This window comes from Ruegeria sp. YTSA072, assembly GCF_059610285.1.
The window spans coordinates 759,166-782,339 of the sequence record NZ_JBXWNI010000001.1 but is presented as its reverse complement, the minus strand read 5'-3'; the positions used below and the strand labels follow the sequence as shown (position 1 = coordinate 782,339).

Genomic DNA, 23,174 nt, shown 5'->3' with positions numbered 1-23,174 from the left:
GAAAATTGGGCGGATCAGTACCCTGTCATCTCAAGATATCCCCGTCCGGAATGGCTGCCGCTGATCTGGACGGGACCTTCCCAGTATTCAAACCGGGTGGCCATCCACGCGTCGGGTGTCAGCGCTGATACCTCGACGTCCAGATCCCGGTCAGGCAATGTGACGCGCCATCTGACAGGTACGTCGCGGCCAGCAACGGGCGCGGTCGTCAGCGGCTCGAACGTGACCGAACCATCGGGGATCGCGGTAGTCGTACCATTGGCGGTGATCCACGTAGCCGCGGTGAAATCACCTCGGTCGCCGCGTAACCGAAAAGCCATCATCTTATCGCCATCGTCAAAGCTGAGCGAGAACCAATCCCAGCCGCTTTGATCTGCGGCCAAAGGTTGTGATGACCATTCGCGGTCCAGCCAGCCTTGCCCGGTGACCGCCACGTCGCCATCTGGCAGCCGCAAAACGCCTTGTACCTCGTAAAACGGCTGGGAATAGTAATAGCTGGCTTGCCCGTCGCCGGATTTCACCGAATATCCGTTCTCGCCGTGAAACACGAACGGCCCGTTGGCTTCGAGCTTTAGGTCATAGCCGAAATCCGCGCCGTTCGCAGAAAGGCTGACCACGTTTGGGTCTGACCCGCGCATGTGCCATTCGTCGATCCACGCCTCGAATGGCGCTGCCGTAACCCCTGCTTGACCGATGCCGCCGCGCGACAGACGCTCTGCGAAATAGTGTTTGTCGGGCGTGGTCACCGCAGCATGGCCCATCCATATCTGCGGACTTTGCCACCCCTCGACCTCATGCGGTTTCAGGGCCGACCGAAACAGGGTCCACTGGATACCATAATCACGCCCGTCTTCACCTTTCAGGTTTGCTGTCAGATACCACCACTCGATCCGGTAGTCCGGGTGGGGGCCATGATCCTGCGGGAATTGAAACGCATACTCCGGCTGGGGCACAGTGAACCCTTCAGCCGAACCGCCCAGGCCTGCGTATCCCTGTGCGCGGGCAATGCCCGGCACGGCCAGCAGCAAGACGATCAGCCAGATCCTAACGTTCATTGGCAAACACCTTCAGTAGATCCGCAGGCGGCAGGCGCAGCAAACGGGCGGCAGGCAGGGCCGCGGCAACGGTTGCCGCAAGCAGGGTCAGACCCAACAGATAGACCCATTCGACAGGGAACAGGTACATCGGCAGCCTCCAGCCAAACGCTTCGACGTTGATGACCGTCAGCAAGGTCCACGCCAAAGCCAACCCCAGCGGCAGAGCCAGCAAGGCGGTCAAAGCGGCCAGCAGCACGCTGCGCAAAAGCTCAAGCCGGGCCAGTTCTGCACGGGTCAGGCCAAGTGCCCAGATGGGCGCAATCTGGGGCAGGCGCTGGGTCCACAATGTCAGCAGACTGGTCAGAATGGCGAACCCTGCAACCCCCAGCGTCAGGATGTTCAAGGCCGAGGTCACAACGAATGTCTTTTCGAACACCTGCATGGATTGCGCCTTCATTGCGGCTTGCTGGACGACTGCTCGGCGGGGCAGGTCAAACTGCTCGCGCAAGGCCTGGGCCAGCTCTGTGGTCCTGTCAGGGGCGACACGAATGCCAAACCGGCGCGCCTCAGCGCCGGGCGCGATCTGATCAAGTTGGGCCATAGAAACGATGGCCTGACCGGTTGGGTTGCCATAGTCCGAATAGACACCTGCGATGGTCATCGTGTCGGCGGGTGTGATCGCCAGAGTATCTCCGGGCCAAAGGTTTTCCCGACGGGCAAGTTGTTCGTTGATCAGCACAGCGGTTCCGTCGTGGACCCGGTCCCAAACACGTTCCGAGGTGCTGATAAGCGGCCATTTCTCACGATAAGTCTGATCGTCGATGATACCATAGAGAAACAGAGGCCCCGACGAATGCGCCAGTTCAACGCTTCGGATCGGCAAGATGGCATCTACCTGCGGGTTCAGCCATTCTGCGATGTCCTTACCCTGCTGATCGGTGGCAGCGGTGACGTAGAGCTCGGATGTAAGGCGCTGGTCCAGCCAGCCGGTAAAGGTCAACCGAAAGCTGGAAACCATTGTGCCCACACCGATATTCGCGGCAAGCGCCAGCAACAGGGCCATCAGCGCCAAAGATAAGCCTGGCAGTTGGGCGCGCATGTCCGACCAGACCCATTGGGCGATCGGCCCTTTCGCTGAACGCTGAAACAGGATCAGGACACTCGACAGCACATAGGGTAACACCAAGGCAGAGCCGACCAGCAACCCGGCGACCATGACGAAACCGGCCACCAACCCTCCGAACAACAACAGGGTCAGAATGCCACCGACAATAGCGGTGACACCAGCAAGGGCGACGACCCAGCTGCCCGAAGCCGCGCTGCGCCAGGCCTGCAAGCCTGCGCCGCTTAGAATCGGCATTCGCGACAGGCGATACAAGGCGTGTCCGCTGGCCAGAAAAGTGCCACCCAAGGCCATCGCCAACCCGGACAGTGCCCATTTTGGTTGCAATGAGATCTGGCCGCTGACAAGTGCGCCGTAAAGCCCGCGCAAACTTGCAGCCACATCCGGCAACAGCGCGCCTGCGAGGAAAAAGCCAAGCACCAAACCGAGTATTCCGCCGACAATCGCCAGCACGGAAAGCTCAGCCATGATCAGCCAAACCAGCCGCCGCATCGAAACGCCCAAAGCGCGCAGGGTCCGGATCATGCCGCGCCGCTGGGCAAAGGCCAGGCCCACGGTTCCGTGCACGATGAACAGACCCACCGCAAAGGACAGCAGGCCAAAGGCGGACAGGTTCAGATGAAAACTGTCGGTCAGTTGTGCGGTATCCAGTTGTTCCTGTGCCGGGACCCGCTCCAGTTCGGGGGCAATAGTCGCCAGCGGCGGAATTGAACCGGGCTGATCCGGTAAAATGATCAGGTGCGAAATCTCTCCGGGCTTCTTCAGCAACGTCTCGGCCACACCGATGTCGGTCAGGATCAGATCGGGCGGTAAGGCATCGCTGATCAGGATCGGAGGCAAACCTGTCTGGCCGGCCAATAGCGGCTCCAAAACCGGGGTCGTCAGCAATCGCCCCGGCGCGGTCAACATATCGGCAGGGTCGGGTGGCGTGCCGCTTTGTTCCATCTGCGTAACGGCGGGCAGGGTGGGATAGGCCACCATATCAACGCCAAGGACCCGTAATGTCTGACCCTGAACCCGCAATGGGCCTTCCAGTACCGCAGCAACCTGCCAGCCCGCGCGCCTCAGCTCGACGTAACGCGACAGGGGGATTGGACCGGCGGGGTTGTGCAATTCGTCAAACCGACCTAGCGCCAGTTGATCAGCGGCCCGGTCATAGCTGGCGCGGGCCTCGGCATTGATAGCCTGCACCGCCGACCAAAGACCGGTTGCAAGGGCCAGGCCGATCAGCAGGGTCGCCAGTTGCAGCCGGTGTGCCCGCCAATGAGAGGCTAGCGCCTGAATGACGGTCAGCGTCATGCGATAAGCCCGCCAGACAGATGCACACGCCGATCCAAACGGGCCGCAATCTCGTGCGAATGGGTGACCAAAAGCAGCGCGGCCCCGGTATCTGCGACAAGAGCCAACATCAGTTCAAGAACGGTGGCGCTGGCGGTTTCGTCCAGGTTTCCCGTAGGTTCATCCGCCAGCAGCAATTTGGGCCGTGCGGCCATGGCACGACCGATGGCAACGCGCTGTTGCTGTCCGCCCGAAAGGTTTTCGGGATATCGATCAAGCAGATCGGAAAGGCCCAGCCGCTGGGCCAGATGGGCGCACCAATCGGGGTCGTGGCACCCGGCCAAACGGGCATGAAACGACAGGTTTTGACCTGCTGTCAAAGACGGGATCAGGTTGAATTGCTGAAACACCAGCGACAAGGACGTGCGGCGCAGGGCGGCCCGGCCCGGATCATCCAGTTGCGACAGGGCTACGCCGTCCAGCGTGATTTCCCCGCTGTCCACAGTGTCCAATGCAGCAGCAAGGTTCAGCAGGGTGCTTTTACCGCTGCCGCTTTCGCCGGTCAGGGCTAGCGTTTGGCCGCGATCCAGCGACAATGATACGTCGCGCAGGACCGGACGACCACCGGGATAGGATTTTTGAACCTTGTCAAATATCACAAGCATGTTCGCCCTCATTTTTACAAGGATTTGCAACAGTTTCGCCAACTGTCCAGCGCTGACACGTCATAGGTTCCTTTCGCCGCACTATGAACTTGGGTGATCGGGTTGTCTCAACCGGAAGTGCAGGTCATTGTTAGGCGACCCGTCGTCGGTACAATTCAGGATGCGAAAACATGACCTTGTCACAGCAGATCCTTTGGGGCAGCACGTTTCTCGGGCTTTGCTTTCTGGTCGAAATCTTTCTACTGACCATGTGCACGCTGGCCATCAACAGGCTGATCGAGCGTTGGGAAGCCAGAGGCGCTATTTTGGCAACGGCCGGTCCAATTGCAACCGCGCTGGCCTTTATCGTCGCGACCCACACCATTCAGGTCTGGATTTGGGCCATCGTCTGGGTGTTCGGCGATGTATTGCCCGACTGGAATACGGCGCTGTATTTCTCGCTGGTCTCATTCACAACGCTTGGCTACGGCGACATCGTCTTGGGTGAAGATCTGCGGATTTTCGGTACCTTTGCTGCAGTTACAGGCCTGTTGGCCTTTGGGTTGTCCACGGCCTACATGGTCGCCCTTATGACCCGGGTGTTTCAGGAAAGGTTCATGGCTTAAAGGATGGGTGAGAATAATCGCGCCAGCGGAGCGCCGAGGCGTATGTAGACTGGCTGCTGTTCCAGATAGCGCGTCAGCTCATAGCTTTTGGCAAAGTCCTCTTGCAGCATCGCATCGACTGCGGCTGTGGTCTGGGGATCAAAGAACAGGGCCATTGCCTCGAAATTCAACCGAAATGATCGATTGTCCAGATTGGTCGTGCCTACTGCGGCCAGTGAGTCATCCACAACGAAGACCTTTTGATGCATGAAGCCGTCTGTGTAGCGCAGGACTTGTGCACCACAGGCGCGAACTTCATCAAAATAGGCGAAAGCCGCCAGCCACGGCAGGCGGTGATCAATGACATCAGGAACAAGAATGCGCACATCGACACCGCGCAAAGCCGCGTGTTTCAGGGCGGTCATGATATCGATGTCGGGTACGAAATACGGCGATGCGATCCAGATCCGGTTCCGTGCCTCAGTGATGGCGGCGAAGAACATCATCGACCCGGTTTCGGTTTCATCGCCCGGGCCTGTTGCGACCAGCAGCGCATTGATGTCCTGGTCCGCCTCGGACCCGGCCCAATCCAACTGGTCGATCAGATCTTCTTCATGCGCCCAATGCCAGTCTTCGATAAAGATCAACTGCAATTGCCGGACAATGTGACCGGTCAACCTGACATGGGAGTCGCGCCAATGTCCGAAATGCGGGTCCTGGCCCAGATACTCGACCCCGATGTTGTGACCACCGATGAATCCCGTTTCGCCGTCGATAACCACGGTTTTGCGGTGGTTGCGGTAGTTCAGCTGGAAACGGAATTTTGGTCCGCGTTGTTCCTTTGGATCCGAAACCGCGATACCGGCCTCGCGCATCTCTTCGATGTAGTCATTGGAAAGGGCGTAACTGCCGACGGCATCCATCATGAACCGGACGCTGACTCCGCGTTTGGCTGCTTCGATCAGCTTGTCTTTCAGCTTCTGACCCAGCGCATCGGCCCGGACGATATAGAACTGGATCAGGACGTAAGTCTTGGCCGCATCAATCGCCTCAAAAATCGCATCAAAGGTGGCCTGCCCATCAATCAACAGCTCTGCCCCGTTGCCGCGCGACACGGGCATATGCGCCAGGGCCTCGAACGGTTTGGGATTGATAAGCAATTTGTCAGCATCGGGCGTTGAGTAGTCGGCGAAGGTCTTGATCCCCTGAACCACGCGCTGGCTTTCCTTGCGCGCGATACGGTAGCCCCGAAATCTATGGTGTCCCAAAAACAGGTAAAGCGGCACGCCAAACATCGGGGCCGAGATCAGAAAGACTACCCAACCGACAGCGCCCTGAGGTGTCCGCGCGGTTTGGGCCGCGCGCACAGAAAAGAAAACTGCTGTTGTGTAAAGCGCAAAGACGAAGGCGGAAACAAGCAGTGTCCACATAGGGTTATCGGGCTCCGTGGTGGTTCAGTTCGCCCCAGTGTAGATGCGCGACCAGTCTTGCGCCATATCTACAATCACCCAACCCATGTCTGGCCCTTTGTCCAATCCATCGACCAGTTTGCCGATTGGGCTTTCCCGGTCATATGCCCATTCACGTTCTGCATCGGTATGGTGAATCAAAACTCCCAACCGTGGCCCATCGCCTGCGGTGGTCCATTCCAACATGGCAAAATCGCCATCCGAATTTCCCCCGGCCAGAATCGGGCGCCTGCCGATCGTGCGCTCGATGTTGATCGGTTTGCCTTCCTTGTCGTCCACAAAAGCGATGCCATCGGCCTTGGTGATAACCGGTTCGCCTTCCGCGCTGTCATAAATGGTGTCCATGTATGTACCCAGAACCTGTTCGGGCGGAATGCCATAGGCGTCTTCGGCGAAGACGCGCATAAAGTGCACTCCACCGCCTGAGACGATGTAGGTCTTGAACCCTTCGTCTCGCAGATACCGCAGTAACTCGACCATCGGCTGATAGGTCATCTGGTCATAGGGCAGTTCGGTCTCCGGATGCCGGGCGGTTTCCAGCCAGTCGGCGACGGCGTTTTGGAACTCGTCGACCGTGACGCCGGAATGAGAGGCATTCAACACCTCGATCAAGGCATCATGGCCACCTTCCGCGACCGTATTCAGATCGCCTGTCGCAGCGGCCTGCAAAACGGGCGTAGTCAGGATCGAAGGGTCATCCCCGGCCATCTGAGCCAGCCGGTCCATCGCAAAGATCAGTTGAAAATACACAGGCTGTTCGGCCCAAAGCGTGCCGTCATTGTCGAAAACGGCGATCCTTTCTGCTGGCGTCACGTATTCAGGGCGCTGTGGGTCGGTCACGGCGGCGACAAACTCGATGATCCTGTCTTTGCTTTCGGTCTCGGTCCAACTGGGCAGAGGGTCAGCAAGCAGAGACAGAGGGACCCAGGACAGCAGGGCGCTTAGAACTAAAGGTCGCATGAATTTCTCGTTCAATTTCAAGATGAAAAGGGCCGCCTTTTAAGGGGCGGCCCGATTGGATTTTAGATACGACTTAGTTGTTTGTCGGTGTCGTCAGCTTGTCCATGACCTGATCCAGGTTGAAGCTTGCCGCTTTCTGGCGCGGCGGGAATTCCTGGAAGGTTGCCAGGAAGTTGCCCACGTATTCCTGTGCCGGAACCAAGAAATACGCCCGATCCAACAACCAGTCATAATATGTGTTGGAGGTGCGATAGGCGCGCTCATAAGGGTCACGACGCAGGTTCACGATCAGAGGAATACGCAGCTCGGTCCAGGGCTCGATCCAAGCGCGAAGGGTTGCCCATGCTTTCTGCTCAAGGAAGATCAGCTTCCAGTCGTCATAGCGCAGAGCCGTCAGGTCACCATCATCCGAGAAATAGAAAATCTCGGCGCGTGGGCTTTCGGTTGTTTCGCCGGTCAGCATGGGCAGGATGTTATATCCATCCAGATGCACCTTGTAGTCACGGCCCATACCGGACGAGCTATAGCCAGTTTTCAGCTTTTCCTTGATGTCCGGGTCGCCAGCAACCGCCAGGTATGTCGGCAGCCAGTCCATGTGGTGCACGATCTCATTGGTGATCGAGCCTGCTTCGATCTGACCAGGCCAGCGAACCATTGACGGAACGCGCCAGCCGCCTTCCCAGTTGGTGTTCTTTTCACCCCAGAACGGCGTCGCAGCAGCATCCGGCCATGTGTTCATGTGCGGACCATTGTCGGTCGAGTAATGCACGATGGTGTTGTCCGCGATGCCAAGTTCGTCCAGAAGGTCCAGCAGTTGCCCGACATGCATGTCGTGTTCGATCATGCCAGCGGTGTATTCGTCAGCAACGCCACCAAAGATCTCGTTGGCCTGTTGGCGCATTTCATCTTTGACGTGGGTACGGAAGTGCATGCGCGTGCCGTTCCACCAGACATAGAAGGGCTGGCCTTGTTCATTTGCCCGTTTGATGAAGTCAATCGCGGCTGCGACGGTTTCATCGTCAACGGTCTCCATGCGCTTCTTGGTCAGCGGGCCGGTGTCTTCGATGGTTCCGTCCGCTTTGGATTTGATCACGCCCCGCGGGCCATAGGCTTCACGGAAGGTGCGACCATCGGCCAGAACCGCATCGCCCGGATAGTCTTCATTCTCCGGTTCTTCTTCGGCGTTCAGGTGGTAGAGATTTCCGAAAAACTCATCAAAACCGTGGTTTGTCGGTAAATGCTCATCTTTGTCGCCAAGGTGGTTCTTACCAAACTGACCGGTCACATAGCCGTGGTCCTTCAGCAATCCCGGAATGGTCGGGTCTTCGACCTGCATTCCCAGATCAGCACCCGGCAGGCCAACTTTCGACAGGCCCGTGCGGAAAACAGACTGGCCCATAATGTAAGATGAACGACCGGCGGTGCAGGATTGTTCACCATAATAGTCGGTAAAGATCATGCCTTCTTTCGCGACACGGTCGATGTTCGGCGTCTGGTATCCCATCAGGCCCATCGTATAGGCCGAGATATTGGATTGTCCGATGTCGTCGCCCCAGATCACAAGAATATTGGGCTTTTGATCCTGTGCCCAGGCGGGCAGGGCCAGCGCAACCGCGACGGTAGCTACGGCGAATTTGCGCAATGTGCCGCGCCAACTATCTGCAATCAATAGGGGTGGTGACATGGTCTACTCCTGAATTGGCCGGATCTTAATGATCCGTTGATCTAAAAGTAATTGATGGCGGCGATTATCTTTTCCGCCAACAACGTATTGATTCCCGGTAGGAAAAATTCACATTACGTCGAGAATCGAATAGCCTTACCTTAGGCTATGACAATGCTCGGAAACCTATCATATGATGAGATTGATGAATACTAATGTTTGAAAACCCACGTGACCGACAGATGCTGCTTGCCTCAGGGTGGTTCGGGGCGCGAGGCGCAAGGTTTCAATCGGATTTACTTGCATGCGGGGTCGCAAAATCTTTCGATGAGGGTGAGGCGCTGTATAACTACGGAGATCCCGCCAACGGGGTCTTTGCGGTTCTAGAGGGTTCCGTTCAAATCACTGCACCTGCGGATGATGGACAGGACTTCGTTGTCCACAGACAGGGTGGCGGGTTCTGGATCGGTGATCTTGCGTTGTTCGCCGAATCCAACCGACTGGTAAGTGTTGTTGCGACACAGAAAACGCGGGCATTGTTTTTTCCGTCTCGGCGGCTGGACCGACTTGTTCGTGACAACCCCGAATATGTTCGTGATTTCTATGCTTTATCGCATGAGAACATGCAAACTGCGCTGCGCATCATGGCAAATTTGGCAGTGACCGGGGCGGAAAAACGGTTGGTTCTGCGCCTTTTGCACCTAGATGAAGGGGCCTCAAAATTCGATGGGTGGATCGTCGTGTCACAGGATGAACTGGCCGAAATGGTGGCAGTGTCGTTGCCTACGTTACACCGTAAATTGCACAACTTGGTAGAGCTGGGATTGATCGAGCTTGGGTATGGCCGCGTACGGCTTAAGGATAGGCGCAAGTTGATCGCTGCCTGCCAGTGCTGACCCTACGGATTAAGCGGCGGTAGCAGGTTCCGAGCGCGGTGTTCCGTCTGTTTCATAACCTTGAGTTCGGACAATGCCGCTGCCCAAGCCTCGGGTTTTGAGCCGGTGCGGGATGAGTAACTTGCGGCCCCGATCCTAGCCAGTTGCTCTTCCAGGCCAATTGCCATGTCGGGGGTATCGCTGCGCAGTTTCCACAACTCCAAGGCAGAATAAGACATTAAGATATCATTGGCTTGCAAGGCTTTCCTCAATGCATCCAGCGCAAAGTCCGAAGATATTTGATATCTGTCGCGCCGCGCCTGTTTCCAACTTGTGACACGCGGACCAAGGAACCGTGCCAAAGCCCAAAGAACCAGTGTCAAACCGGCCGCCAAGGCAAGCAACCTGAAAATCGTATCCGCATCCGGTGGCTGCCACTCCGGTGGCGCAAGCGTTAGTTCAACTGCACCGATATCAATGTTCTCAACCTGATTGGTATCCAGATTGTACCACCGGATCGTGACAGACGGCAGTTGGGTCTGGCCACCTTGCTGCGCAAGGTAGACGATCTCATCAACGCGCTGCCCGGACAGAACGCCCCGGTCTTCGCTTTCGGTAATACGCGGCTCTTTCGGATAGGCGCTCAGCAGCGGGTCCTTCATGTCGGGGATCAATTCTGGCACCAGAAGGGGCGTGGTGCCGGCAATTTTTGCGGTCAGGCGTCGGGTGATGGCACCCCCGTTTTCCATATCGGTTGATCCGTCGATCTGCTGGTCGACCGTGAATCCCGTGGCCAGGATCAGCGGGTCCAGATCGCGTGCGCCCTCTGGTACCACGGCATCCAAGGCGACCTCGGGCAGGGCGATGGTGACCTTCGTCGGCGCATTCGTATCGGGATCTGCAAAGGTAACAACTACGTCTTGCTTGCCAAATTCTACTGTCCCAACCTGAAGCGGATACAGACGGTAGCTGCGTTGGACACCGGACCAGGTCTCGCCATCTACAGTTTCACTAATTGGGCCAGAAGCACGCTCCGGCAGGCGCACAAGCAGGTTTTCTTGTTCGAGCGACGGAAACACCGGAGGAGACGGCATGAACGTCGGGACTAGGACTTTGATCCGTACGATTGCTGGTTGTCCGACAGTGACGGAATCCGTGGGTGCCTCGACTGTGACTTGCGGTTGAATACCAGTTTGCGCCAAAAGCTGCGTTGGAAAGAAAAGAATGAGGAATATGAGGTATCTCATTGCTGTTGTTCCTGATTTTCCAACAGGAAGCGATTACGCAGAAAGTCCTGCATGTCCGTGTCAATCGTGCTGATCCATTGATCGGCAGACATCGCCTGCGCGCCCTCGGCGGGGGCCTGAATGGTTGTGTCCTCGCCGCGCCCGGCCTCATTGTCAAAGACTGTGTCGTCAGCGCCGATGCCCGCTTCTTCGCCTGTGTCCGACTGCTCTCGGGATGTTTCAACGAAGTCGAGGATCGCTTTGGAGACGTCCAAGTTGTGTTGCGCCTCGGGCCAATTTGGCCGACGCTTCAAAGCCGATTCAAATGCTGCTATGGCTGGCCTGTACTCGCGGTTTCGAATGCGCGCCATTCCCTCGGAAAACGCTGCCTCGGGCGTGTCCAGTTCGGCAAAGACTGCTGCTGCTTCGGGGTACTGACCTGCTTTCAGTTGCGCATAGCCCTTATGGTATGGGTCTCCAAACAGCTCTGACGCTGCGTCATAGCGTTTCTGATTCATGGCAATTTGCCCCTGTTGATCCGGGGTCAGGAACCAATCTCGCCAACCATCGGCTTTTGCGGGTCCTGATGGAGCCGCAAAAATCACTGCCAGCAACAACAAACGGATCACCCAACCGCGCCGGAACCAAAGCAACGACAAAAACGCGGCGGGCCAGGCCAACATCCACCCTCTGTCCTGCCAGTTCAATCGATCATCGTCGTCCAGCGCCGCAGTGTAAGCAGATTGAATTTGACGCTCTAAGCGATTGATATCACGTTCATCGTTAGAGAACGGCACGACCGTCGCGGTCCTCAGGTCGTTTAACTGAGCGATGTTTTGACCGTTCGGCAGCATTGTCAGAAAAAACACCGGTACGGTCGTGTTCTCAAAAGCAGAGAGTTGAGACGGGTCCAGATCGTCCAGAACAAACAAAACTGCGCCGGGTGTATCACTGTCGTTCAGGATCGTTTCGGCAAGGGTCAGTGCATCTGCGGCTGCATCCCCTTGTTTTGGCATGACTGCTGGCGCGAGGCCCTCCAAAAGCGGGCGCAGGATGTTGGCGTCTTCGGTCAGGGGCGCAACGCTGTGTGGGGTTCCGGCGTAGGCAATCAACGCCGTCTGTGCTCCGACACGCGCATTGATAAGATCAGTCACTTTGAACTTGGCCCGATCCAGCCGGGATGGTGGCAGGTCCGGGTCCTCCATACTGTCCGTGACCTTCAGTGCTATTACCAGCGGTGCCGTGTCCGCAACCAAAGGGTTCGGGGCCCGTGACCATGTCGGTCCGGCCGCGGCTAAGGTGACAAGGATTGCTGCGATCATCGCGACGTCTATCGGGTACACACGCTTCCTGTTTTCTGCCCCCAGGGTCAGGGCGGCAGCAAGGTGCGGCGCGATGCCGGTTATGGATTGGGAGTGCGAATTGGGCTTGGGCCGCATCACCCACCAGAGTATCGCAATAGGGATGAGAAACAGCAGCCAAGAGGCTCGCAAAAAATGGAAATCTGCCAACGCGCCGCTCATGCTGCACCTCGGCGCCGCTTGATGACAAGTTGGCCAGCCATGGAGATGAGCATGGTCAGCAATGCCAACGCAAGCGGGTAATGGGCAAGGCTTTCACGTGGTCTGTAGCTTTGCGTTTCCACGACCCGGGGGTTGAGTTCGTCAATGCGTGCGTATGTGTCAGCCAGTGCTTCTTCGTCATCTGCAAAGAAGTATTCACCGCCCGTACGGTCTGCGATGTCCTTTAAGGCATCCAGATCCACCCGGTCCTCGCCCGAGGCGTCAGGATCACCAACGCCGATCGTATAGATGACGACGCCTTTCTCGGCCGCGATTGCTGCGGCGTTTACCGGCGTCATGCGACTGGACGTATCCGCCCCGTCGCTTAGAACGATCATCAGGCGCTGGTCGACTTCGCTGGAGTCAAAGGTGCGTATGCCCAGACCAATTGCATCCCCCAGCGCAGTATTGGGACCGGCCATGCCAACTTGAGTTTGATCCAGGAACCCATTCAAACTGTTCAGATCTTCCGTGAAAGGGGCTTGGACAAAGGCCCGAGTACCAAAGATGATTAAAGCCATCCGGTCGCCTTGGCGTTCGGCAATAAATTGACGCAGCACATCCTTAACCGCGGCCAGCCGTTGTTTTGGAGCGCCATCCGTTGTTGTGAAGTCCCGCTGGTCCATTGATCCTGAAATGTCCAAGGCAAGCACCACGTCGCGCGCCGACTTTTCGATAACCAATGGTTCACCAAGTTTTTCGGGGCGGGCCATGGCTGCTACCAAAAGAAGCCAGATTAATGCGATTGTGGCGGCCTGAAACCGTGCTCGGCGGGGAATGACGGATCCTGACTTGGGTTCAACTCCAGCGGCCTGTGCGACATGGCGAAAGAATGGGATGCGGATCGAGCTGCTTTTTTCGCGATACGGTGGGGCAAGCCGATACACTAAAAATGGCAACGGGAGTAGGAGGAAAACCCAAGGCGCGGCAAAGGAGAACATCAGGCTGTCCTTTCCCGCTTGTGTGATCTAATCCAATTTCGCGCGAGGATTTCCAGATCAGGATCGGCTTTTGCATCTCTGTATGGTGCTTCCACAAGTTGGCGGCCAGCGCCATCAGTAAAGGTAACATTATCAGAGGTTTGGTTTAGGAAGTTGGTCCATTCTTCTCCATGCAATGCAGCGACTTTCCGACGTGGATACGCGACCAGAGCCGTGCGGCGGAGTATCTCGGCTATCTTTGCGGCGTCATTGTCTGACGCGGCCAATTCGACCAACGCTTCACGCCGGTATGCATTCAACTGTCGGTGGCGAAGAAAGGCGTAAATGCCAAGGATGATAAGGCCAGCAAGGATTAAGGCCAAAACGGCCCATCCCCAGGTCTGCGGCATCATGGAAATAGGCTCGGGCACCGGGGCAGGTTCCAGCATGTCCAGCAGGTCAACCAGTGATTTGCCTTCGACATCGACGCTCATCTTGGGCCTCCGGGATGACCAAATAGCTTGAGCAACTGGTCGAGCGTCGGTTCCGCCGTGGTCAGCGGTACTATGGGAAATCCATAGCGGCGCGACCACGATTGCAGCTGGACAAGGCGATCTTCCAGCGCTGTTCTTATTCGGTGCGACAAATCGGGGTCCGAGCTGTCGAGTTCAATCTGGCGGTCGCCATCGGACACCGTAAGCCGAAGGTTCGGGGCAAGTTCACGCGAACTGGGATCAGAAATATTGAACAATATCAAATCATTCGAGGCAGAAAGTCTGCTAAGTAGTTTCTCTGACACCTCATTCAGCCCATCGAAATCGGAAAAGACGCACACCAAAGTATTGGTATGCACGATCCGCGCGGCCTGTTTCAGTACATCATTCAACGCCACGGTTGGTTCATCCCGCAGCGTTGCACGTAGGTTTGAATTCAGCGCGCCAACCGATGACAGGAACCGCGTCAGGGCAGCGGGTCGGCGTTGGGGTCGGTGTTCTGCCACATCGGAATCGCCAAAGACGATCCCGCCGACCCGGTCGCCTTGCCCCAGCACCCGGTGTGCAGCGATCGCCGCGGCTTCGGCCGCGATGACCGATTTCATGTAGACTTGCGTGCCGAAAAACATCGAAACGCGCTGGTCCACAAGCAAAAGGGCGGGGCGGTCGCGTTCCTCGGTATAGACCCTAACATGGGGTTCTCCGGTGCGCGCGGTCACTTTCCAGTCGATGGTACGGATGTCGTCCCCGGGCAGATAATTCCGCAGTTCTTCAAAGTTCAGACCGCGCCCGCGCAAGCGTGAGGCATGCCGGCCGTTTAGGATCGAACGGGCAGGTTGGCGGGGCAGCAGGCTGATCGCGCGGGACTTTGGACCCAGCTTTAACAGGTGGTCCGCATCAACGTGTATGCGTGGGTCGTCGGGATATGCGGCGGTCTGGGACACGCGGCGTTCCTTTGGTTTCAGGGCAGCGCAACAAGCTGCAGGATTTCCGAAATCACATCATCCGCAGATTTGGCGCTGCCTTGTGCCTCGAAGCTCAGGGTGATGCGGTGGCGGAATACATCATGTGCGATGGCGCGAATATCGGCCGGGTCGACATAGTCGCGTTGGTTTATCCAGGCATGCGCGCGACCGCATTTGTCTAAGGCAAGCGAGGCGCGCGGGCTTGCTCCGATGTCGATCCAGCTGGCCAGCTCATCGCTCAACGCGCCGGGCGTTCGCGTGGCCTGCACCAGATCGGCCATGTAGCGGTCCATTGCGTCGGATACGTGGATCTGGCCGATTTCGGCCCGTGCAGCAAAAACAGCGTCCTGAGGGATTGCTGGTGGTGTATCTTTGGATGCGCCCTTGCCCGCAGAAATCTCTTCCCCGCGAACCAAGCGGATCACCTCAACTTCGTCCTCGACCGGGGGGTAGGTGATCTGAACATGCATCAGGAACCGGTCCATCTGCGCTTCGGGCAATGGATAGGTGCCTTCCTGTTCAATCGGGTTCTGGGTCGCCATCACAATAAACAGCGGTTCCATTTTATGCGTGGTTCCCGAGACGGTTACTTGCCGTTCTTCCATCGCTTCAAGCAACGCAGCCTGAACTTTGGCGGGGGCGCGGTTGATCTCGTCCGCGAGAACGATATTGGCGAAGATAGGGCCTGGTTCGAACCGGAATGTGCCACCGTCATCGGTCTGCTGAAACACCTCGGTCCCCGTGACGTCCGATGGCAGCAGATCCGGAGTGAACTGAATCCGGCTGAAACGTGCATCCAGGTTACGTGCCATTGCCTTGACCGCGCGGGTCTTGGCCAAACCGGGGAGCCCTTCGATCAGCAAGTTTCCGTTGGCCAACATCCCGATCAGCAGGCGGTCGATCACGTCAGTCTGTCCGATAATGGATTGTCCCATTCGGGCTTTGAGATCATTTATCTGATCAAGTGCATTCATTTGGTGGGTCCAATCGGCGTCAATTTTCCAAACTGACTTTGTGATTTTGTGCGGTAATTTGAAAATGTGGCGTAACAGCGGTATGTTAGCAGCCTTTATTTCGCCGATCTACTGTGAAATCCGCCCAGTCAGACGGCGCAAATCTTCCTTCAATTCTGGTCGGATAGGTCCGTGATTTGGCGCGTCGCGCAGCGTTCGAAGCCAGTGAATCGGAGGGTTTCGGCCAGCTGCCCGGTTCAAGGTCAATGCGTCGAGGATGGCTTGCGCGTTTGCCTCCAGCACTTCGGGGATGTCGAGGTCGTTCAAGGTGGCCCAAACACCAGTCCACAGGCGGCCAACTGACCACGGGTTATATCCGCCCCCGCCCAGGACCAGAACGCGGGGCGCAAGACCTTTCAGTGCGGCGACGGCCTTCCAGTGAGAATTGTTGGACAGCGCCAGGCGCGACAGCGGATCCTCGGCAACCGCATCGGCGCCGCATTGCAGGACAAGGGCTTGCGGTTTGAAGGCCTCAGCCGCGGGCAGGATCAGCTGGTCGAGAATGGCGTCAAATTCATCATCGTTTAGGTTTCTGGACACCGGAAGGTTAAACGCCGCGCCGCCTGCATCATCATCAAGCCTGCCGGTGAAGGGCCACCGTCGGGCTTCATGAATGGAAATCATCCGAACCGTGTCCGAACCCTGAAAGGCGACCTCGACCCCGTCGCAGTGATGGGCGTCGATATCGACGTAGACAATCCGGTCCAGGCCCATTCGCAACAGTGTCAGGATCGCCAAAACCGGGTCGTTCAGATAACAAAACCCATTGGCACGGTCGGGCAGGCCGTGATGTGTTCCGCCCGCAGGGTTGTAAACGATGCCGCCATCGCGGATCAGTTCAGCGCCCAACATTGATCCTCCGGCCGCAGTGGCGGGGCGTCTGTACATCTCTGGGAATACCGGGTTGGACAGCGTGCCCAGCGCATAGGTCGAGCGTACATCATCCGAGACGCTTTGAGCTCTTTCCGCGGCCTGCAGCGCATCTATGTAGTCCGGCGTGTGAAAGCGGTGCAGCGCGCCGGGTTTTGCGCGGGGGCTGACCCTGTAATTTTCCGAATTGATCCAGCCCAGCGCGCGGCACAGGTCCATGACGGTGGAGACGCGCGGGATAGCCAGCGGGTGTTTTGAACCATAGGTCGAATGGCGATAGATCTCGGACCCTATGAAGATCGGGTTTTGCACAGATTATTGGGTCCGTGCGGGTACGTTGTCATCACCAAGACGGCCATCAAGAGACATCAGAATAGCCACTGGCCTAAGGGCAGGAATATGGCTGAAGATGATCAGAATGCAGACAGTCAATGGAACACTAAGGAATGCACCGATCAGCCCCCAAACGGTTGTCCAGAACGTCAGCGCGAGGATCACCAGAAACGTAGACATGTTCAGCGACCGGCCCAGCAAGGCGGGGTCCACAAAATTGCCGATCAGAAACTGGATGGTGCCGCAGCCAAACACGATGATCAGGAAAGGCCCGATCGTTTCATATTGGACGAGGGCAATCATGGCCGGAAAAATTACGGCAATGATCGAACCGATAGACGGGATGAAGTTCAGCGCAAAAGTCAGCACGGCCCATGTTTCGGCGTATTCAAGCCCAAGCGCCTTGAAGACCGAGTAACTGATGCCCGCCGTGACCAGGCTGATGAAGGTTTTTACCCCGACATAGCGCTGCAAGCTGTCGGTGATCGCATCCAAAATTGTGGTTAATTCGGCCCCGGTTTCGGGATTGCCCGCAGCCAGTTGTATTTTTTTGCGAAAGGCCAGACGCTCGGCCATCAGGAAGGCCACGTACAGGCTGATCAGGAAAAACTGGTTCAGCAGCGATGTCGCACTGCTGAGCAACACGCGCGCGACATAGGACATGTCGATACTGACCAGATTGTCACGGATAAACGTGGTGACGTCATTGCCAACCAGCCCCGTGACCCGGTTCACCGCGCCGTCGAATTGGTTCTCGTAAGTGCTGATGGATCGGGCGAACTGCGTCGCCTGGCTGCCGAGGATGTACATGATCACGAACAAACCAGCCAAAACAACTGTGACTGCGGCGATATTGGCCAGCCAGACAGGCACCCGCGCCATTGAGATTACCCGGTCGCTCAGCGCGATAATCAAAACATTGATTAACAAAGCCATGGTCAGCGGGATCAAGAATGCTGAGCCCGCATAAAGTCCCAGCACAATCAGTGTGGCAACAATTGTCGTGTCCCGGACAACCGATAGCCTCAGTCGCGGGCCGCCCGTGTTCTGATCAGGTTCCAAAGTCATCGCTTAGCCCGCCTGTGATGCCGCGTGGCACGTTACAACGATTGGTGGTCGCTCTGGAAGATGATCCTGCACCGCTGGGCGAGATTCTGCAATGTGCCCAAACATTTGGGCGAGATAATTTACGTTCTGAAGGGATTTGCCATTTCAGAGCAAAGCAGAGGCGGGTTAGGCTGAGCGCATGAGCGCACGTGTGATTCCTTTCGTTGGTAGACCGGTTCAAGCCCTGTGGCTGGCCGTAGTGCGGTTCAACAACAAAAACGGGTTCGTGATGAGCAGCCACGTCGCCATGTCTCTGATGATGGCCTTGTTTCCATTTGTGTTGTTCACAGTGGCTTTGGCAGGGTCGTTGTCCCAGGGCTATGTCACCGATGAACTGATCGAGCTTGTGTTCGGGGCGTGGCCCAAAGACGTCGCGGGGCCAATCGTGGCTGAATTGCGGGCCGTCCTGCAGGAATCCGGCTCGGGCGTTATAACGCTGGGTGGTCTTTTGGCGATCTTCTTCGCCTCAAACGGTGTCCTGGCGGTTCGCGCGGCCATGAACCAAGCATATCACGACAGGGACGTCTGGCCGTTCTGGAAAACCCGATTGCTGTGCCTGGGGCTCGTGATCGTTGGTGGCGTTGCCATTCTGGCCATTGCCGCGGTCGAAGTTGTTTTGCCCGCCTATACCCAGTTGGTAAGCGAGAAGACTGATGTGAACGTGTCGGACTGGTTGTCGGTGGACAGGTTGCGCTGGACCTTCACGGTTGCAGTTCCGGCTGGCACTGTCCTGTTAGCGCATCTGATCCTGCCGACGCGGCGGCACAAGCTGATGCAAATTCTGCCGGGCGTTGTTCTGACGTTGGCCTTGTGGGCGGCCGGCGGGTGGGGGTTCTCGATCTACATCGCGCAATTCGCCAGCTACAGCGCCACGTATGCAGGTTTGGCTGGCGTCATGGCGGCGCTGATCTTTTTGTACCTGTGCGCGGCAATTCTGATCCTTGGCGCCGAATACAACGGCGCTTTGATGGATCTGGAAGACAATCAGGATCGGGGTTCTCAGTGAAATTTTTGGCGTTGTGTGTCGGGCTATTTGTGCCTGTGGCCGCCTTTGGCCAGACTCCGGCCTATGTCGGGTCGGATCAATGTGCCGATTGCCACAAGGACGAGGCGGCAGCATGGTCCAATTCCCACCACGCGCTGGCTTGGACCGAGGTTGAAGACGGGGCTGTAGTCGCCGATTTTGACGGAACGTGGTTCAACCATGGCGGGATGTCCGTTGAATTCACCGACACCCAAGGCGCGCTGAGCGCAAAAGTCACGGAAAAAGACGGGGTGAGCACCGAATACGGCGTACATTCCGTCGTCGGCATTGAGCCGTTGCAGCAATACTTGTTCGAAACAGAACCCGGCCGGTTGCAGAGTTTCGATGTTGTTTGGGATACCGAGAACAAGCAGTGGTTTCACCTCTATCCCGATCAGGATTTACCCCCAGATGACGGGTTGCACTGGACCGGACCCTACAAGAACTGGAATGCACGGTGTGCGGAATGTCACGCGACCGGTTTTGAGAAACAGTACAACGCTGAAACCAGAACATACGACTCGGTACAGGCCGAGATCGGGGTAGGGTGCGAAAGCTGCCATGGCCCGGGTTCTGCGCATATCGAGTGGGTCGGGGGGCAAAGCCTGCCGCAGGGTTTGGGCGACACCGGGTTCCTGATGGATTGGGGTAAAGGCCAGACCGAGGCCGAGATCCAGCAATGCGCCGGGTGTCATTCCCGTCGTGAGGCGCATGGAGATGGCAACCCGCTGCCCGGAACGCCCTATCATGACGCGTATAATCTGGCGGTCCTGCGTCCGGGATTGTACCACCCGGACGGTCAGATTTTGGATGAAGTCTATGTGTACGGCTCGTTCCTGCAATCCAAGATGTATGACCGTGGCGTGGGCTGCATGGATTGCCACGAGCCGCATAGCGCGAGTCTGAGGGCAGATGGAAACGGGGTGTGTACGCAGTGTCACTCGCCTGCCGCGAATCCCAAGTTTCCAACCCTGGCTGCCAAAGAGTACGACGTGCCGGAACATCACAATCACCCAGAGAATAGCGAGGGTGCGCAGTGCAAGTCCTGCCATATGATCGAGCGTGTCTATATGGGTGTCGACGGCAGGCGCGATCACAGTTTCCGTGTACCTCGTCCCGATTTGGGGCTTGGGCAGGACGCCTGTACCGATTGCCATTCGGATCAGGATCAGGCATGGGCGGCTCAGCAAATCGAAGGCTGGTACCCGGAGAGCGCGCATCGAAAGCCGCATTTCGGGACGGCCTTTCAGGCGGCAACGTTGGGTCGCGCGGATGGGCCGGAGGAACTTCTGGACATCGCAACCGACCCTAATCAACCCGGCATCGTGCGCGCCACGGCTGCCTATCTGCTGCAACCTTTTGGGTCCGAAGATGTAGCGGCCAGAACGGCTGGGCTTTTGGAAGACGAGGACGCTCTGGTTCGCGCAAACGCAGCGCCGTTGCAGCGTCAGGCCAGCATGCCGGATCAAATCCAACGGCTTGAGCCGCTGCTGTCTGACCCGTTGCGGAATGTCCGCATTTCGGCAGCGAAAGAGTTTCTGAACATTCCACCGCAGGCCCTGACCGCGGAACAGCAACAATTGTCGGGGCAGGGCATGTCCGAGTGGCAGTCGGCGATTTCCAACCGTCTGGATTTTCCTGAAACCCATCTCGTGCTTGGCGGTATGGCCCTGACGTTCCGCAATGCGCCAGCGGCTGAGCGGGCGTTTCAAGAAGTCGTAGCGCTGGACCCGCAACGCGCCGAAGCATGGCCAATGCTGGTGCAACTGGCGCAGATCAATCGTGGACCTCAGGCCGCACGTGATGTTCTGGAGCAGGGATTAGAGATCATCCCAGAAGACCCAAACCTTTTGCAGTTGAAGCAACAACTGGGCCGCTGAAACGGCACGGCTTAGCCCGGTTTCCGTCAATTTCCCGGCAAATTTCATAGTTACCGATCAAGCTGAGGCAAGAATTGCCCCAGCTTAAAGGTGACACATGTTTCTTAAACCGATCCACACGTCCAAGCTGAAAAAGCCACTGGCTTTGTCGCAACGGATCGAGAAATTGCGGGCCCGACCACCGGAATACATCAATCACGGCGAAGCGTTGTTGATACAAGGTATTGCCGCCGCTTCACTGCGCGAACAGGTGCTGACCGAAGACCGGATTTCTCTGGACGATTGAGTCAGCCGCGAAACCCGGTTGCAACCACGAACTTCTCGGAACTGTCCGAGCGCGACGCGGGTGGTTTCACATTCGCGACCTTGTCGAATTTCTGCTTCAGCAGCTTTTGCAGATCGCCTTCGGCGCCACCGGCCAGAACCTTGGCAACGAACGTGCCGCCTTCTTCCAATACGTCAAAGGCGAAATAAGCCGCCGTTTCGCACAGTGCCATGATGCGCATGTGGTCGGTTTGCTTGTGCCCAGATGACGACGCGGCCATGTCGGACATCACCACGTCAGCCTTGCCGCCCAGCCACTCTTTGACTTTGTCGTCGGCATCGTCTTCCATGAAGTCCAGCACATGTGCCTCGGCACCTGCGACCGGTTCGACCTCTTGCAGGTCGACACCCAGAACCGTGCCGATCCGCTTGCCGGAACGTTCGCCCAGCGCGTTCACTCGTTTGACCGCTACTTGCAGCCATCCACCCGGCGCACAGCCAAGGTCGACGACACGTGCACCCGGCACGAGGAACCGGTACTTTTCGTCCAGCTCCAATATCTTAAACGCAGCGCGCCCGCGATACCCTTCGACCTGCGCACGTTTCACATAGGGGTCGTTCAACTGCCGCTCGAGCCAACGGGTCGAACTGAGCTTGCGCCCGCGTGCAGTCTTTACCTTGACCTTCAGGTCACGCTGCCCGCGCCCCGAGTTATTTTTGCCACTTGGTGTCTTCGCCATCAGAACGGTCCGTCTTCCAGTACGCCGTCCGCGCTCATCTGCGCATAGAGTAGGCCTTCGCGCAGCCCCCGGTCCGCCACGGAAAGGCGGTCGGTAGGCCAGCATCTTAACAGCGCCTGCAAAATGGCCGAGCCGGACATGATCAGCGCCTGCCGGTCATCCCCAATCCGGGGATCACGTCGGCGACCCTGAGGGCCGAGTTCTAGATACCCTCGTATGACTTTGTCAATCTGATCGCTGGTCATGCGCAAACCATCGACCTTGGTCCGGTCATAGCGCTTGAGTCCAAGGTGTGAAGCCGCAACGGTTGTTACCGTGCCGCTGGTGCCGACGATCTGGAACCCCAAGCGGGCCTGTTCATCCTTGTAAGGTGCGAAATCGGCGAGGTTTTCTTCGAAAAACCAGCTCATCAGGGCAAAGCGAGCCGAGTCATCTTCGACGTCGTTGAACTGATCGCGCAGGGTTGCAACTCCCAGGGGTACGCTGATCCAGTCGACGACTTTTGCTGCAGGGAAGGGGCTGTCAGTCGTGTGAAACCCATGGTGCAGCCGCATGATCGCGGCGGGACGGTCCCGGCGCGGTACGGATGAGATGTCGATCCACACGAGTTCAGTTGATCCGCCACCAATATCCACGACCAGCAATTGTTCGGTTTTGGTGGACACAAGCGGTGCACAAGAGATCACGGCTAAGCGTGCCTCTTCCTCGGGCTGGATGATCTCAAGTGTCAGTCCGGTTTCGCGTTTGACCTGCCTGATGAATTCGCGTGAGTTTTTGGCACGTCTGCACGCCTCGGTCGCGACCAGACGCATGCGCCTGACCTTGTTGCGTTTCAGCTTTTGCTGACAGATGCGCAGCGCCTGAATGGTGCGCGCCATCGAAGACCGAGACAAACGTCCGGTCCGTTCCAATCCCGCGCCCAACTGCACGGATTTGGAAAAACTGTCGACCACATGGAAGCCGCTGCCCTTGGGCTGGGCTATCAACATGCGGCAACTATTTGTTCCCAAATCCAGCGCCGCATACAACGCATCTGGATCGGGTCTTGCCGGCGCGGGGCTTTCGACCGCCTTCGGGAACGCGCCCGCACCTTTGGGACGCTTGGGCGCCATCTTAAACGCC

General features: G+C 57.4%; 21 protein-coding genes. 5 read left to right on the top strand and 16 right to left on the bottom strand.

Going from position 1 to position 23,174, the window contains the following annotated elements; genetic code table 11:
• Positions 1–14: 14 nt before the first annotated feature.
• Genes AC2FIB_RS03835 through AC2FIB_RS03825 form a run of 3 tightly spaced genes read right to left on the bottom strand, consistent with a single transcriptional unit; the run spans position 15 to position 4,103 of the window.
• Positions 15–1,055 carry a lipocalin-like domain-containing protein gene (locus tag AC2FIB_RS03835; protein ID WP_496841746.1) on the bottom strand — a complete coding sequence of 347 codons (1,041 nt, stop codon included), beginning with the start codon at positions 1,053–1,055 and terminating at the stop codon, positions 15–17.
• Positions 1,045–3,459, bottom strand: coding sequence for an ABC transporter permease (locus AC2FIB_RS03830; protein ID WP_496841745.1), 2,415 nt, complete (start codon positions 3,457–3,459; stop codon positions 1,045–1,047). Before AC2FIB_RS03830 ends, AC2FIB_RS03835 begins: the two co-directional genes overlap by 11 nt.
• Positions 3,456–4,103, bottom strand: a complete 648-nt coding sequence (locus tag AC2FIB_RS03825) for an ABC transporter ATP-binding protein (protein ID WP_496733333.1) — start codon at positions 4,101–4,103, stop codon at positions 3,456–3,458. The genes AC2FIB_RS03830 and AC2FIB_RS03825 overlap by 4 nt, the downstream gene beginning before the upstream one ends.
• Positions 4,104–4,273: 170 nt before the next feature.
• Here AC2FIB_RS03825 and AC2FIB_RS03820 point away from each other — a divergent pair, with 170 nt between their 5' ends.
• Entirely contained in the window at positions 4,274–4,708 is a 435-nt protein-coding gene (locus AC2FIB_RS03820) for an ion channel (RefSeq protein WP_109311846.1), read from the top strand.
• On the opposite strand, the gene cls is transcribed toward AC2FIB_RS03820, so the two are convergent.
• The 3 genes from cls to AC2FIB_RS03805 form a co-directional block, all read right to left on the bottom strand.
• Positions 4,705–6,117 (bottom strand): cardiolipin synthase, encoded by a 1,413-nt coding sequence (gene cls, locus AC2FIB_RS03815; protein WP_496841744.1) that lies wholly within the window; start codon positions 6,115–6,117, stop codon positions 4,705–4,707. The genes AC2FIB_RS03820 and cls overlap by 4 nt on opposite strands.
• A gap of 24 nt (positions 6,118–6,141) precedes the next feature.
• On the bottom strand, positions 6,142–7,116 hold the full coding sequence (locus AC2FIB_RS03810) for an HAD family hydrolase (protein ID WP_496733328.1): 975 nt from the start codon (positions 7,114–7,116) through the stop codon (positions 6,142–6,144).
• A gap of 73 nt (positions 7,117–7,189) precedes the next feature.
• Positions 7,190–8,800, bottom strand: a complete 1,611-nt coding sequence (locus AC2FIB_RS03805; protein WP_496733326.1) for an arylsulfatase — start codon at positions 8,798–8,800, stop codon at positions 7,190–7,192.
• Between the two features lie 221 nt (positions 8,801–9,021).
• Here AC2FIB_RS03805 and AC2FIB_RS03800 point away from each other — a divergent pair, with 221 nt between their 5' ends.
• Positions 9,022–9,675, top strand: a complete 654-nt coding sequence (locus AC2FIB_RS03800) for a Crp/Fnr family transcriptional regulator (protein ID WP_496764769.1) — start codon at positions 9,022–9,024, stop codon at positions 9,673–9,675.
• Positions 9,676–9,677: 2 nt separating this feature from the next.
• On the opposite strand, the gene AC2FIB_RS03795 is transcribed toward AC2FIB_RS03800, so the two are convergent.
• The 8 genes from AC2FIB_RS03795 to AC2FIB_RS03760 form a co-directional block, all read right to left on the bottom strand.
• Positions 9,678–10,901 (bottom strand): hypothetical protein, encoded by a 1,224-nt coding sequence (locus AC2FIB_RS03795; protein ID WP_496841743.1) that lies wholly within the window; start codon positions 10,899–10,901, stop codon positions 9,678–9,680.
• Positions 10,898–12,403, bottom strand: coding sequence for a VWA domain-containing protein (locus AC2FIB_RS03790; protein WP_496841742.1), 1,506 nt, complete (start codon positions 12,401–12,403; stop codon positions 10,898–10,900). The genes AC2FIB_RS03795 and AC2FIB_RS03790 overlap by 4 nt, the downstream gene beginning before the upstream one ends.
• Positions 12,400–13,383: a VWA domain-containing protein gene (locus tag AC2FIB_RS03785; protein ID WP_496733319.1), complete on the bottom strand. Its 984-nt coding sequence runs from the start codon at positions 13,381–13,383 to the stop codon at positions 12,400–12,402. The genes AC2FIB_RS03790 and AC2FIB_RS03785 overlap by 4 nt, the downstream gene beginning before the upstream one ends.
• The gene (locus tag AC2FIB_RS03780; protein WP_496841741.1) at positions 13,383–13,856 is read right to left on the bottom strand and encodes a DUF4381 domain-containing protein; all 474 of its coding nucleotides are present in this window, start codon (positions 13,854–13,856) and stop codon (positions 13,383–13,385) included. The genes AC2FIB_RS03785 and AC2FIB_RS03780 overlap by 1 nt, the downstream gene beginning before the upstream one ends.
• On the bottom strand, positions 13,853–14,800 hold the full coding sequence (locus AC2FIB_RS03775; RefSeq protein ID WP_496733317.1) for a DUF58 domain-containing protein: 948 nt from the start codon (positions 14,798–14,800) through the stop codon (positions 13,853–13,855). The genes AC2FIB_RS03780 and AC2FIB_RS03775 overlap by 4 nt, the downstream gene beginning before the upstream one ends.
• A 17-nt stretch (positions 14,801–14,817) precedes the next feature.
• Positions 14,818–15,795: an AAA family ATPase gene (locus AC2FIB_RS03770; RefSeq protein ID WP_496841740.1), complete on the bottom strand. Its 978-nt coding sequence runs from the start codon at positions 15,793–15,795 to the stop codon at positions 14,818–14,820.
• A gap of 108 nt (positions 15,796–15,903) precedes the next feature.
• On the bottom strand, positions 15,904–17,016 hold the full coding sequence (locus tag AC2FIB_RS03765; RefSeq protein WP_496733315.1) for an acetoin utilization protein AcuC: 1,113 nt from the start codon (positions 17,014–17,016) through the stop codon (positions 15,904–15,906).
• A 3-nt stretch (positions 17,017–17,019) separates the two neighbouring features.
• On the bottom strand, positions 17,020–18,105 hold the full coding sequence (locus AC2FIB_RS03760) for an AI-2E family transporter (RefSeq protein WP_496841739.1): 1,086 nt from the start codon (positions 18,103–18,105) through the stop codon (positions 17,020–17,022).
• Between the two features lie 178 nt (positions 18,106–18,283).
• On the opposite strand from AC2FIB_RS03760, the gene AC2FIB_RS03755 reads away from it, so the two are divergent.
• The 3 genes from AC2FIB_RS03755 (at position 18,284) to AC2FIB_RS03745 (ending at position 21,334) form a co-directional block, all read left to right on the top strand.
• The gene (locus AC2FIB_RS03755) at positions 18,284–19,150 is read left to right on the top strand and encodes a YihY/virulence factor BrkB family protein (protein ID WP_282168272.1); all 867 of its coding nucleotides are present in this window, start codon (positions 18,284–18,286) and stop codon (positions 19,148–19,150) included.
• Complete coding sequence (locus AC2FIB_RS03750; RefSeq protein WP_496733312.1) at positions 19,147–21,048, top strand: multiheme c-type cytochrome; 1,902 nt, start codon at positions 19,147–19,149, stop codon at positions 21,046–21,048. Before AC2FIB_RS03755 ends, AC2FIB_RS03750 begins: the two co-directional genes overlap by 4 nt.
• A gap of 97 nt (positions 21,049–21,145) precedes the next feature.
• Positions 21,146–21,334 carry a hypothetical protein gene (locus AC2FIB_RS03745; protein ID WP_496733310.1) on the top strand — a complete coding sequence of 63 codons (189 nt, stop codon included), beginning with the start codon at positions 21,146–21,148 and terminating at the stop codon, positions 21,332–21,334.
• A 1-nt stretch (position 21,335) separates the two neighbouring features.
• Here AC2FIB_RS03745 and AC2FIB_RS03740 read toward each other — a convergent pair whose 3' ends face one another.
• Positions 21,336–22,052: an RlmE family RNA methyltransferase gene (locus AC2FIB_RS03740; protein WP_058271698.1), complete on the bottom strand. Its 717-nt coding sequence runs from the start codon at positions 22,050–22,052 to the stop codon at positions 21,336–21,338.
• On the bottom strand, positions 22,052–23,164 hold the full coding sequence (locus AC2FIB_RS03735) for a Ppx/GppA phosphatase family protein (protein WP_108858582.1): 1,113 nt from the start codon (positions 23,162–23,164) through the stop codon (positions 22,052–22,054). Before AC2FIB_RS03735 ends, AC2FIB_RS03740 begins: the two co-directional genes overlap by 1 nt.
• Between the last annotated feature and the right edge of the window lie 10 nt (positions 23,165–23,174).

Coding starts and splice junctions, on each gene's coding strand:
- AC2FIB_RS03835 (WP_496841746.1), bottom strand. CDS start 1,055: ATGAACGTTAGGATCTGGCTGATCGTCTTGCTGCTGGCCGTGCCGGGC.
- AC2FIB_RS03830 (WP_496841745.1), bottom strand. CDS start 3,459: ATGACGCTGACCGTCATTCAGGCGCTAGCCTCTCATTGGCGGGCACAC.
- AC2FIB_RS03825 (WP_496733333.1), bottom strand. CDS start 4,103: ATGCTTGTGATATTTGACAAGGTTCAAAAATCCTATCCCGGTGGTCGT.
- AC2FIB_RS03820 (WP_109311846.1), top strand. CDS start 4,274: ATGACCTTGTCACAGCAGATCCTTTGGGGCAGCACGTTTCTCGGGCTT.
- cls (WP_496841744.1), bottom strand. CDS start 6,117: ATGTGGACACTGCTTGTTTCCGCCTTCGTCTTTGCGCTTTACACAACA.
- AC2FIB_RS03810 (WP_496733328.1), bottom strand. CDS start 7,116: ATGCGACCTTTAGTTCTAAGCGCCCTGCTGTCCTGGGTCCCTCTGTCT.
- AC2FIB_RS03805 (WP_496733326.1), bottom strand. CDS start 8,800: ATGTCACCACCCCTATTGATTGCAGATAGTTGGCGCGGCACATTGCGC.
- AC2FIB_RS03800 (WP_496764769.1), top strand. CDS start 9,022: ATGCTGCTTGCCTCAGGGTGGTTCGGGGCGCGAGGCGCAAGGTTTCAA.
- AC2FIB_RS03795 (WP_496841743.1), bottom strand. CDS start 10,901: ATGAGATACCTCATATTCCTCATTCTTTTCTTTCCAACGCAGCTTTTG.
- AC2FIB_RS03790 (WP_496841742.1), bottom strand. CDS start 12,403: ATGAGCGGCGCGTTGGCAGATTTCCATTTTTTGCGAGCCTCTTGGCTG.
- AC2FIB_RS03785 (WP_496733319.1), bottom strand. CDS start 13,383: ATGTTCTCCTTTGCCGCGCCTTGGGTTTTCCTCCTACTCCCGTTGCCA.
- AC2FIB_RS03780 (WP_496841741.1), bottom strand. CDS start 13,856: ATGAGCGTCGATGTCGAAGGCAAATCACTGGTTGACCTGCTGGACATG.
- AC2FIB_RS03770 (WP_496841740.1), bottom strand. CDS start 15,795: ATGAATGCACTTGATCAGATAAATGATCTCAAAGCCCGAATGGGACAA.
- AC2FIB_RS03760 (WP_496841739.1), bottom strand. CDS start 18,105: ATGACTTTGGAACCTGATCAGAACACGGGCGGCCCGCGACTGAGGCTA.
- AC2FIB_RS03755 (WP_282168272.1), top strand. CDS start 18,284: ATGAGCGCACGTGTGATTCCTTTCGTTGGTAGACCGGTTCAAGCCCTG.
- AC2FIB_RS03745 (WP_496733310.1), top strand. CDS start 21,146: ATGTTTCTTAAACCGATCCACACGTCCAAGCTGAAAAAGCCACTGGCT.
- AC2FIB_RS03740 (WP_058271698.1), bottom strand. CDS start 22,052: ATGGCGAAGACACCAAGTGGCAAAAATAACTCGGGGCGCGGGCAGCGT.
- AC2FIB_RS03735 (WP_108858582.1), bottom strand. CDS start 23,164: ATGGCGCCCAAGCGTCCCAAAGGTGCGGGCGCGTTCCCGAAGGCGGTC.